This window comes from Limnospira sp. PMC 1279.21, assembly GCF_032349615.1.
Lineage (GTDB): Bacteria > Cyanobacteriota > Cyanobacteriia > Cyanobacteriales > Microcoleaceae > Limnospira > Limnospira fusiformis.
The window spans coordinates 72,556-83,198 of record NZ_JARPLU010000002.1; the positions used below are offsets into that span (position 1 = coordinate 72,556).

General features: G+C 44.7%; 10 protein-coding genes. 8 read left to right on the forward strand and 2 right to left on the reverse strand.

The genetic code is table 11. The features are described from left to right. Positions 1–68: 68 nt before the first annotated feature. Positions 69–797: a M15 family metallopeptidase gene (locus P5683_RS00730; protein WP_315638544.1), complete on the forward strand. Its 729-nt coding sequence runs from the start codon at positions 69–71 to the stop codon at positions 795–797. Between the two features lie 94 nt (positions 798–891). On the opposite strand, the gene P5683_RS00735 is transcribed toward P5683_RS00730, so the two are convergent. Beyond that, positions 892–1,020, reverse strand: coding sequence for a hypothetical protein (locus P5683_RS00735; RefSeq protein WP_260378635.1), 129 nt, complete (start codon positions 1,018–1,020; stop codon positions 892–894). 211 nt (positions 1,021–1,231) lie between these two features. Here P5683_RS00735 and P5683_RS00740 point away from each other — a divergent pair, with 211 nt between their 5' ends. From P5683_RS00740 to P5683_RS00755, 4 genes are all read left to right on the forward strand, one after another. Continuing rightward, positions 1,232–2,362 (forward strand): esterase-like activity of phytase family protein, encoded by a 1,131-nt coding sequence (locus tag P5683_RS00740; protein ID WP_006622984.1) that lies wholly within the window; start codon positions 1,232–1,234, stop codon positions 2,360–2,362. Between the two features lie 155 nt (positions 2,363–2,517). After that, entirely contained in the window at positions 2,518–3,114 is a 597-nt protein-coding gene (locus tag P5683_RS00745; protein WP_006622985.1) for a chromophore lyase CpcT/CpeT, read from the forward strand. A gap of 72 nt (positions 3,115–3,186) precedes the next feature. Next, positions 3,187–4,362, forward strand: a complete 1,176-nt coding sequence (locus tag P5683_RS00750; RefSeq protein WP_006622986.1) for an NAD-dependent epimerase/dehydratase family protein — start codon at positions 3,187–3,189, stop codon at positions 4,360–4,362. Between the two features lie 93 nt (positions 4,363–4,455). Next, a complete protein-coding gene (locus P5683_RS00755; protein WP_315638542.1) occupies positions 4,456–5,295 on the forward strand; it encodes a GUN4 domain-containing protein in 840 nt (279 codons plus the stop codon). Here P5683_RS00755 and P5683_RS00760 read toward each other — a convergent pair. Further along, entirely contained in the window at positions 5,266–5,544 is a 279-nt protein-coding gene (locus P5683_RS00760; RefSeq protein ID WP_006622988.1) for a MoaD/ThiS family protein, read from the reverse strand. The genes P5683_RS00755 and P5683_RS00760 overlap by 30 nt on opposite strands. A gap of 201 nt (positions 5,545–5,745) precedes the next feature. Between P5683_RS00760 and P5683_RS00765 the strand changes: the two genes are divergently transcribed. Genes P5683_RS00765 through P5683_RS00775 form a run of 3 tightly spaced genes read left to right on the forward strand, consistent with a single transcriptional unit; the run spans position 5,746 to position 10,454 of the window. Beyond that, positions 5,746–7,581 (forward strand): NAD(P)H-quinone oxidoreductase subunit F, encoded by a 1,836-nt coding sequence (locus P5683_RS00765; RefSeq protein ID WP_006622990.1) that lies wholly within the window; start codon positions 5,746–5,748, stop codon positions 7,579–7,581. A gap of 21 nt (positions 7,582–7,602) precedes the next feature. Beyond that, on the forward strand, positions 7,603–9,114 hold the full coding sequence (locus tag P5683_RS00770; RefSeq protein WP_006668300.1) for an NADH-quinone oxidoreductase subunit M: 1,512 nt from the start codon (positions 7,603–7,605) through the stop codon (positions 9,112–9,114). A gap of 35 nt (positions 9,115–9,149) precedes the next feature. Continuing rightward, entirely contained in the window at positions 9,150–10,454 is a 1,305-nt protein-coding gene (locus tag P5683_RS00775) for a CO2 hydration protein (RefSeq protein ID WP_006668301.1), read from the forward strand. Positions 10,455–10,643 lie beyond the last annotated feature (189 nt).

Below are 10,643 nucleotides of genomic sequence, written 5' to 3' on the forward strand. Positions count from 1 at the left end.
AGCCACTTACCCTTAATAAAATGATAGGGTATATGGGGGGGGCTGAGTTTTTTTTGGTACATTAATCTATGACATCTACTGACAAACCTTATCAAAAAATTCCGATTCAAGATTGTGGGGAATTATTGATTCCCATTCCCGCAGAATTGTTTATTTTTGAGTCTCCTCACCCCTATCATAAATTGGGTGCGCCTTATCAACTCTCTCCCGTTAGTTCCCCCTATTACCTGCGAGAGAATGTTGGCGATCGCTTAATTACCGCTAACCAATATTTACAAGCTGAATATCCCCATTTGCGGATTTTGGTTTTTGATGCTTATCGACCCATTGAAGTACAACAGTTTATGGTTGATCATGCTTTTCAACAACAACTTAAAGCCACAGGATTAACCCTAGAATTGCTATCCGAACAACAGCGACAACAATTGTGGGAGGAAGTTTATAAATTTTGGGCTATTCCTAGCCATGACCCTGCTACCCCTCCCCCCCATAGCACTGGGGCTGCTGTCGATGTTACTTTATTTGATATCGTGACGGTCAGTGCGCTTAATATGGGTTCTGATATTGATGAGATTTCTCCTCGGTCTCAACCAGATTATTTTGCCGAAAGTTCCGATCCTACCGAACTAGAATATCATCGAAATCGACAAATCTTAAAGCAGGTCATGACCCGGACTGGGTTCCTACAACACTTACATGAATGGTGGCATTTTTCCTATGGTGACCAAATGTGGGCTTGGCTGCATAATCGTCAGAGTACAAAAGGCGCGATCGCTCGTTATGGTCGGTATAGTTAAAATCACCATATATATGCCGCCACATTTTCCCATGATACAAGTATAGGTCAAGTCGCCGAGTTTGTCAAGCCCAAAACCCTAGTTAATTTCATGTTTAATCGTTGAGTGTTTGTGTGGCTGTGTCTAACCCTGTAGCCGTGAGAGACAGACAACATTTCCGCCAGAAGCGATCGCTCTCCAGGCTGGCTATTATGTAGAAATTAGCATATATATGCCGCCACATTTTCCCACAATACAAGTATAGGTCAAGTCGCCGAATTTGTCAAGCCTAAATCTGTGCGTGTCTAACTCGGTCCGAGTGAGAGAGAGCCATAGGAATTGTGGAACGATGGCGGGGTAATAATTGAGAGATGATCAGAGATTCTAAGGATAGTTAAAATCGGGAAAATCTGTTAACTTCATATTAGGAATTAGTGGCTAGGAGTGATTTAATCTTGACACATTTAGAAAATTCTGATAAATTCAGGGTAGAACATGGTAGATTGCCTATCCCCGTGGCTATACGAACCGTTATGGCTGTAATCACCCTGTCTGTGGCGATATTGCTGACATCATGTAGCCTGCCACAGGTATCAGCCGCGAACCGGATGTTCTTAGATTTATCCCTAGAGTTTGTGGGTGAGTACGAACTACCAGAGTCTCAAAGGCTGTCAGATTTGACCTATGAGATTACCGGATATGGTGAACCCACCGACAGTGGTATTCGCTTCTATGGCCTAGGAGAGTCCGAAGGCGAAAGCGACCCGACAGAATTATATACCCTAGGGTGGGAGTTTGCTGACGGTAACAAGTCGCCAGTTCCTGGCAAAATTACGATAGAGGAGAGCATCAAATTAAGCGATCGCCCTAGGGAAGCGCGCAGCATAGCCTTTTCCCCGCGCAAGTCGCTGTTTATCGCCACAGATAACTCCCACATTGGGGAATATGACCTAGAAACGGGGGACCTAAAAAATACCGTCCCACTACCTCGCAGCTATGTATTGAATGAGGATGAGACCAAACCCCCCCAAGGCTTACAACCCGAGTTAGGCATAAAGTCTCTAGCCATAGCGCCTGATGGTTTTAGTGCGGGTGGGATGGACCCATTTAGGTTGTTTGTCGCACCATACGCACCACTAAAGCAGGATATAGATAGCGGTGCGGGGAAAGTGCGAATATTGCATTATGTGATAGCCGATCGCGCTTCGTTTTTAGTGTCGGAAAATCTGTATAATTTTGATGAAGATGCCCAGGGAAGGGAGTTAGCCGGACTGGTGGCTCTAAACCGGGGAGGTTCATTTCTGAGTTTAGAGCGATCGGCAAGTGGTATCGGTGCCGGAATTTATCAAGTTTTTAGTGGAGACGCAACAGATACCTCCCGCATTGCCAGTTTACGCGGTAAATTAACCAAAGTTCAACCTTTGCGAAAACAACTGCTTTTAAACCTCCCAGAATTAGGAGTTAATGCCCAAGTTACTGGTATGACTTTGGGACCCCGGCTTCCTGACGGTGGACAGAGTTTAGTCGTCATTAAAGATAACCCTCCCGGTTTATTGATTTTTCGCCTGACCGGAATTAAGGGATAATCGATGATGGGCAATTTAGTCAATCATTGGCGTTGGGGGTGCTACTGCGCCCCCATGGTGATCCAGCTTGGTGCCGCCTAGAACTGTGTACCCAATTGTTGTATCCTACAGAATCGAGAAAGAATTGTTAGGAAATCATATTTATTGGCGCTATTATGACACACGCTACAGATATTCTGACCCTAGGGCGTTGGTTGGCTGCGGACTTCAGCAACCAAGCCCAAGCCTTTGAAAATCCGCCATTTTTCGCTCATATTCGGGTCTGTATGCGTCCATTACCGTGGGAACTGCTCAATGGGTTGAGTTTGTATCTGGAACAGGCCTATGATATTAACCTGAAACAGCCTTACCGGGTGCGGGTGCTGAAATTAATCGCTGTAGATGATCATATCGAAATCGAGAATTATGAGATTGATGGTCAAGAGGAGTTTTTTGGGGCTTCTAGGGAAGTCTCGCGCCTGAAAGCCTTAAAGCCGGAACAACTGAACAAACGGTGCGGCTGTACTTTTATCACCCACTGGACGGGAAAGGGATTTAAGGGAGTCGTGGAACCCGGGAAAAGCTGTATGGTAGAACGGAAGGGGAAACTGACTTATTTGGATAGTAGTTTTGAGATAGACGGCGATCGCTTTATTAGCCATGATCGTGGTATGGACCCAGAAACCGATGAGCATATCTGGGGCGCGGTAGCTGGACCTTTTGAGTTTGTGCGCTGGGCGAGTTTTGCTGATGAGGTGAAGTTAGGGCAATAATGGTTTATAGGGGGACCAATTGCTGATAAATTAACCTAAGTATCAACAAATACAAAATTTCACTGAAAGTTTATGAGAGTTCTGGTTACTGGTGGTGACGGCTACTGCGGTTGGGCGACGGCGCTGTATCTTTCCAACCGTGGGTATGAAGTGGGTATTCTGGATAACTTGGTGCGGCGACACTGGGATCAACAGCTAGGTATTGAGACCTTGACACCCATAGCCCCTATTCAACAAAGGATTCAGCGCTGGCGCGATTTAACGGGTAAGTCTATTGACCTGTTTATGGGCGATATCAATAACTATAGTTTTCTGATCAATAGCTTGCGGGAGTTTCAGCCAGATTCTATTGTTCATTTTGGTGAACAGCGATCGGCTCCCTTTTCAATGATAGATCGTGAACACGCAGTTCTCACCCAAAGCAATAATGTAATGGGGAATTTGAATATCCTGTATGCTATGCGGGAAGAATTCCCTGATGCACATTTGGTCAAGTTGGGGACTATGGGTGAATATGGTACACCCAATATTGATATCGAAGAGGGCTATATTACCATTGAGCATAATGGCCGTAAGGATACTGTCCCGTATCCGAAACAGCCCGGAAGTTTCTATCACCTTTCTAAGGTTCATGACAGCCATAATATCCACTTTGCTTGTAAAATATGGGGTCTGAGGGCTACCGATTTAAACCAGGGTGTGGTTTATGGGGTTCTCACCGAAGAGACGGGAATGGATGAGTTGTTGATCAACCGTCTGGATTATGATGGGATTTTTGGGACGGCTTTAAATCGTTTCTGTATTCAGGCTGCCATTAATCACCCCCTGACGGTTTATGGTAAGGGAGGACAAACTAGGGCTTTCCTGGATATCCGCGATACCGTGCGATGTGTTGAGTTGGCGATCGCTAATCCCGCTGAACCTGGTCATTTCCGCGTGTTTAACCAATTTACCGAAATGTTTAGCGTTGGCGACCTGGCGATGATGGTTAAAAAGGCAGGTGTGACCCTGGGGTTCGATGTGGAGATTCAGAATATCGAAAATCCTCGGGTTGAATTGGAAGACCATTATTTCAATGCTAAAAACACTAATCTGTTAGACCTCGGTTTGCAGCCTCATTATCTCTCGGATTCCCTCTTGGATTCTTTGCTGAATTTCGCCATTAAATACAAACATCGGGTAGACAAAAATGAAATTCTACCCAAGGTTTCCTGGCGTAATCCGGGTTCCGTTTACGCGAAAAGCTAATCTCTTTTCCCCCCTATGTCTCCCCAGAGAGATAGGCGGGGAATTTGATAATTGACCATGGATAATGGATAATTAAATCCCGGAAATTATAATATGTTTATATGTCCGGTTTGTGGATATAAATATTTGCAAAATATTCCGAGAAATTGTGAGGTTTGTAACTGGAATTTAGAGTTAACCGAAATTCATCCAGAACAACTAGGTTGGGCGATAGAAACATGGAAAAACCTAGATAGTTTGCAGGGAAAACGCAAGAAAAAGCGGGTGACGGTAGCGGATTTGTTACCCAGAATAAATGCCATTGAGTCCGAACTGACAGCAGCGAAAATTGAGCGAGAGAATCTGAGAAATCAACTAGATTGGGTTCTCTATCATATCGAAACCATTAACCCTGAACAGGTGACAGAAACCCTGTCAAAAATGCGGATCTGGTTAGAAGATAATCAAGCCGAAAATCCCCCCATGTCTGAGGTGGGTATGGACTATACAGGATTAATGGAATTATTGGCAGCCGGAGAGTGGAAAACTGCTGATGAGTATACTTGGCAGATTATCTTATATCTGACCGGAAGGGAACAAATGGGATGGTTAAATGTGGAAGATATTGAGAATTTTCCCCTCACCGATTTACGGACAATTGATTATTTATGGGATTATTATAGTAGTGGATTGTTTGGGTTAACAATTCAACAGCAAATCTGGGAAACTGTAGAATCAGATTATAGTAAATTTTGCGATCGCATTGGATGGCGAGAGGGTAGTTGGAAATATTATGATGAACTAATCTTTAACCTAAACGCCCCCAAGGGACATTTACCAGTAATTCCTTGGCGGCGGCGGTCCTGCTACGGCGTAGGAATAGCCACCGCCTCCGAGATTTTATCGTCATTTATCGAGAGACTCTTAGCAGCCACCACTGACGGGAGGAATTAAAACCACCTCATCTCCGTCTTTTAGGTAGGTGTCTGGATTGACAAACTCCAGGTTAACCCCAAACCGGGTTAAATCCCGCCATTGTTGCAATTGGGGATATTCGCTAATCGCTACATCAAGGATATGAGATACAGGAGTTTCGGGTGCGAGTTGCAATACCAACTCAGGGACTCCATAGGCTTCCTGAAAAGCCGCGAATAGTTTAACCGTCACTGTAACCGAGGGATGGGACATCAAATCTTCAATCATGAAAAACCCGTCAAAACCAAGCTATCAGGAGTTTACAGCCTTATTGATAAGCTGAGATTAGCATATTGGTTGCAAATTTCTCAAGCAGATGATAATTGACCTACACATCATAGATTATAATCTATAGCAAATCTAAAGAGAAAATAAAATCTCCCTTATAGTGGAGAACGGATTTTAGCAATTTATCCCAATCTTTCAGTTATGACTGAATTTTTCCTGCAAAACATTTGGTGGATTCCCTGCTATCCCTTTTTGGGGACGCTACTATCAATTCCCTGGTCTCCGGGAATTATCCGCAAAACTGGACCGAGACCCGCAGGATATATAAATATCCTGATGACCCTGATGGCTTTTGTACATGGCTTAATCGCCTTGGGCGGAATGTGGGGTCAACCTGGCTATGAGATGGTTATTCCCTGGCTACAGGTGGCGGATCTGGATTTTTCGATTCCCTTAGAAGTCTCAGTCACAACTATCGGCGCTACTTTGGTAATTACTGGGCTGAATTTCCTAGCCCAAGTTTACGCTGTCGGCTATCTGGAAATGGATTGGGGTTGGGCGAGGTTTTATTGTCTAATGGCATTATTTGAAGCCGGACTCGCCACCCTGGTATTGTGCAATTCCCTGTTTTTCAGTTATATCATTTTGGAAATTCTCACTCTGGGAACTTATCTATTGGTGGGTTTCTGGTTTAATCAGTCCCTAGTGGTAACTGGGGCGCGAGATGCGTTTCTGACTAAACGGGTGGGGGATTTATTCCTGTTGATGGGGGTGGTTTCCCTGTATCCCATGGCGGGAACTTGGAATTTTTCCGAATTAGCAACATGGGCGGAAACTGCAACGGTTAACCCTACTGTTGCGACTCTGTTAGGGTTGGCTTTGTTGGCGGGTCCTTTGGGTAAGTGCGCCCAGTTTCCTCTGCATTTATGGCTTGATGAAGCTATGGAAGGCCCCCTTCCTAGTACCATCCTACGAAATGCGGTAGTTGTCTGTTGCGGGGCTTGGGTATTAATTAAGGTGTTTCCGGTGATTTCCCTGTCTCCGGTGGCGGTGTCTGTAGCAGTGTTTATCGGTTTGGCTACCGCTGTGGGTGCAAGTGCGATCGCTATTGCTCAAATTGATGTCAAACGGGCGATTTCCTATTCGGTTAGTTCCTATATGGGGATAACTTTTATTGCTGTAGTCAATGGACAAACTCAGGCGGCGTTATTACTCCTGTTGACCTACTCCATGGCTATGGCATTATTAGTCATGACCAGCGGCGGAATTATCCTCAATAATATTACCCAAGATTTGACTCAATATGGGGGGCTGTGGTCGCGCCGCCCCATTTCGGGTATTTGTTTTATTGTCGGGATTATCGCTTTGGTCGCCGTGCCGCCTTTTGGTGGCTTTTGGACGATGTTGGAGTTGACACAAAATCTGTGGATAAGTCAACCGGCGATCGCCATTACCCTATTGGTAATCAACGCTTTAACTGCTTTTAGTCTCACCCGTGAGTTGGGCTTGATTTTTGCGGGACCTCCTAAACAGATGACTATTAGATCACCGGAGGGACTCTGGGCTTTAGTGCTACCGATGACCGTTTTAATGGGTTTGTGTCTACATATTCCCCTGTTGTTGAAGGCTTGGGGAGTCCTACCCAGTTGGGAAAATATTAACCTAACTATAGCCACATTACTCGTGGCTTCTAGTGCGATCGGTGGTGGACTAGCTACCTGGATTTATGTATTTAACGGCATTGAGAAACCCGTTAAATTATGGTCTCCATCAGTTCAGGACTTTTTCGCCTACGATTTCTATACCGCTAAACTGTATCGATTGACCATCATTTCCGCTGTCGCCCTCATCTCCAAAATTATTGATTGGATAGATAGATTTATTGTCGATGGCTTCGTGAATTTAGTCGGTCTAGCCACAGTCTTTAGTGGACAAAGCCTCAAATATAACGTTTCGGGACAAACTCAATTTTATGCCCTCACTATTGTGATAGGCATTACTCTCCTGTTAAGTTTGTTATCCCTTGGTTTGTTCTAACTCCCTCAAAAATGCTCAATCATGCTTAGTTTGTTAATTGCAATTCCCCTAGTTGGTAGCCTGTTAATCGGCTTGCTACCCTCTTCCTTTACCTCCCAACGGATTCGCTCGATCGCCCTAGCTTTCATGGCAGTAACCGGGCTGTTGACCCTGAAATTAACCCTAGATTTCGACCTAGATAATCCCGGTTTTCAGTGGGAAGAATATCTGCCCTGGATTCCCCAATTAGGGTTATCCTATAGTTTGGCAATGGATGGCTTATCTTTACCTCTGGTAGGGTTAAGCGCCATTTTGACCCCTATGGCGATCGCCAGTAGTCGCCCCGACATGAATCGCCCCCGTCTTTACTACTCCATGATTTTGTTAGTAAATGCGGCGATCGCTGGTGCTTTTCTCTCCCAAAATCTCCTGCTGTTTGTGCTGTTTTATGAATTGGAACTCATCCCCATTTATCTATTAATTAGCATTTGGGGCGGCGAAAAACGCGGCTATGCAGCGATGAAGTTCCTCATTTATACCGCCATCTCAGGAATTTTAATTTTGGCAGGTTTCCTAGGGATAGCTTGGTTAAGTGGGTCAGGAAGTTTTGATTTTAATGCCATTAATACTCAGAATTTATCATCAATTAGCCAACTGCTTTTGATGACCATTCTCCTAATTGGATTTGGGATTAAAATCCCTCTAGTCCCCCTCCATACCTGGCTACCTGATGCTTATGTAGAATCTTCCGCCCCCGTCACCATTTTACTGGGAGGTCTATTAGCAAAACTGGGAACCTATGGATTAATTAGATTTGGCTTACAACTATTCCCAGAAACCTGGCAAATCATCGCCCCCGGATTATCCATTGTCGCCGTCTTTAGCGTCATGTATGGGGCTTTAACCGCTATTTCCCAACAAGATATCAAGCGCATGGTTGCCTATAGTTCCATCGGTCACATGGGTTATATTATTGTCGCTATGGCTGCGGGAACTGAAGTTAGTCTGATTGGCGCTATTTCCCAAATGGTCGCCCATGGGTTGATTTTAGCTATTCTATTCCACTTAGTTGGCATAGTTGAAGTCAAAGTGGGAACTAGGGATTTAAAACTCTTAAATGGCTTAATGAACCCCCTTCGTGGTCTACCTCTCACCAGCGCCTTATTAATTATGGCAGGAATGGCGAGTGCGGGTATTCCTGGCTTGGTGGGATTTGTGGCAGAATTTCTGGTTTTTCAAGGAACTTTTGCCGTTTTCCCCATTCAGAGTTTACTCTGTATTATTGCCTCTGGTTTAACCGCTGTTTATTTTGTCATTTTGCTGAACCGCACTTGTTTTGGTAAGCTAGACAATGAGTTAGCCTATTATCCCCAAGTTTCCTTTTCTGAACAAGCACCAGCTTTGATTTTAGCCCTGTTAATTCTGTTCCTAGGCGTGCAACCTAGTTGGTTATTACGCTGGTGTGAACCTACAGCCAAACAAATGGCGATCGAGTTAAGTATTCATCCCGTGCAACAGGTAGCAATTCAACCCGAAAATCCTTCGAGTTTATGATGTTTTCCCCGCAGTTCACTTAATTACTGTTGATTATGACAACCAGTTTCATGCAAGCAGAAAAAACCCCCACTAAATTACCGCCCTCTCAACATGAGTTTGCGGAGATTATTCATCGCTTAGAGGCGGGAGGCGCTATGCTACCCGATACACCCGAAAATTTGATGCAAATTATCGGCATTTATAAGGCTTATGCCGTCCCTATGGATTTCTATTGGCGCGATTTGTTGTATATTGCTGAACGGGTGTTCCTCAATCCGTTGCCGTTTTTTAAATACTTTTTACCCCAGGAATATTTAGACCTGCATAACCATTATGCCGGGGATGATGCCGATTTAAGGATTTGGCGCGGAGAAGCGATCGCTCACCCGGAATTATTGGCATTTATGCAGAAAGGGGAAACCCGAAAAATGCCCAAACTCCTCCATCATTTATGGCACGATCGCGTTAATATGGAGTTCGCCGAAGCCTGTATGCAAGCCATGTTTTGGCATCGAGAAATGGGCGGCAGATTTGACAGTTATTTAGACACAGACGAATATAAAGCCAATGCTGACCGCGCTATCCGCGCTTATTTCCGCAAAAATCCGGTCATGCTGGGTTTATATAAACTGTTCCCCGATATGTTCTTAGAACAGGTCAGGCAACTTTCCTATTATAGCAATTTAGGGCTATTTTGGGAAGTTATGGCTCCCGTATTTTTTGAAATGAGCGATCGCTATGATGAGGGGACAATGACCACCGTACCCGAGGCGATGAATTTCCTGGTTAATGGCATTTTTGCGATCGCAGGTCGCCCTATTTATCATCATGTTTATATTGATGGCGAATGTTATGAAATCGTCCCCAAATCCAAGGGTTTTATGTGGCTCTATGAAGCCGCCTTACCCTATGTAGAAGCCGTTTTTTATCGCACCGCACCTTTCCGGGGTACTAAGTCCTACAACGCCCAAGCTAAAGAAGTTCCTGATGACCAGAAGGATTTTCATTATGGTATTCTTTACGCCGATATTTTCCCAGTTGGTACCGCTGGAATACCACCGACTTTATTAATGCAGGATATGTATCACTTCTTACCCCCCTACTTGGTGGATTATTACCAGAAATATTGCCGAGGTGAGGATGATATGTTGATTCAGTTGGCTAACACTTTTCAGCGTTCCATGTATTGCGTCACATCAGCCGTTATTCAGGCTCTAAGGACTGCTTTACTATATCCCCTTGATGACCCCAACCCCCGCCACCTAGAAGCCAACAGAGCCTTTTTTGAGGCGCAAATGGATCGATTTAAACGCCCCGAAGCACGGTTAAGGAATATTCAAACTCCCAATTACCGTTAAGCTAAATTCCCCGTAGGGTGCGTCATACCCAGGCTATATGAATCCCAACCCGATAATTTGGGGATGACGCACCATAGAGGTTATATGAATCCCAACCCGATAATTTGGGGATGACGCACCATAGAGGTTATAGAAATCCCAACCCGATAATTTGGGGATGACGCACCATAGAGGTTATATGAATCCCAA

Excerpts from the sequence above, each read along its gene's own strand:
- P5683_RS00765 (WP_006622990.1), top strand. The coding sequence starts at position 5,746 with ATGACTGAATTTTTCCTGCAAAACATTTGGTGGATTCCCTGCTATCCC.
- P5683_RS00735 (WP_260378635.1), bottom strand. The coding sequence starts at position 1,020 with ATGTGGCGGCATATATATGCTAATTTCTACATAATAGCCAGCCTGGAG.
- P5683_RS00745 (WP_006622985.1), top strand. The coding sequence starts at position 2,518 with ATGACACACGCTACAGATATTCTGACCCTAGGGCGTTGGTTGGCTGCG.
- P5683_RS00730 (WP_315638544.1), top strand. The coding sequence starts at position 69 with ATGACATCTACTGACAAACCTTATCAAAAAATTCCGATTCAAGATTGT.
- P5683_RS00770 (WP_006668300.1), top strand. The coding sequence starts at position 7,603 with ATGCTTAGTTTGTTAATTGCAATTCCCCTAGTTGGTAGCCTGTTAATC.
- P5683_RS00755 (WP_315638542.1), top strand. The coding sequence starts at position 4,456 with ATGTTTATATGTCCGGTTTGTGGATATAAATATTTGCAAAATATTCCG.
- P5683_RS00775 (WP_006668301.1), top strand. The coding sequence starts at position 9,150 with ATGACAACCAGTTTCATGCAAGCAGAAAAAACCCCCACTAAATTACCG.
- P5683_RS00760 (WP_006622988.1), bottom strand. The coding sequence starts at position 5,544 with ATGATTGAAGATTTGATGTCCCATCCCTCGGTTACAGTGACGGTTAAA.
- P5683_RS00750 (WP_006622986.1), top strand. The coding sequence starts at position 3,187 with ATGAGAGTTCTGGTTACTGGTGGTGACGGCTACTGCGGTTGGGCGACG.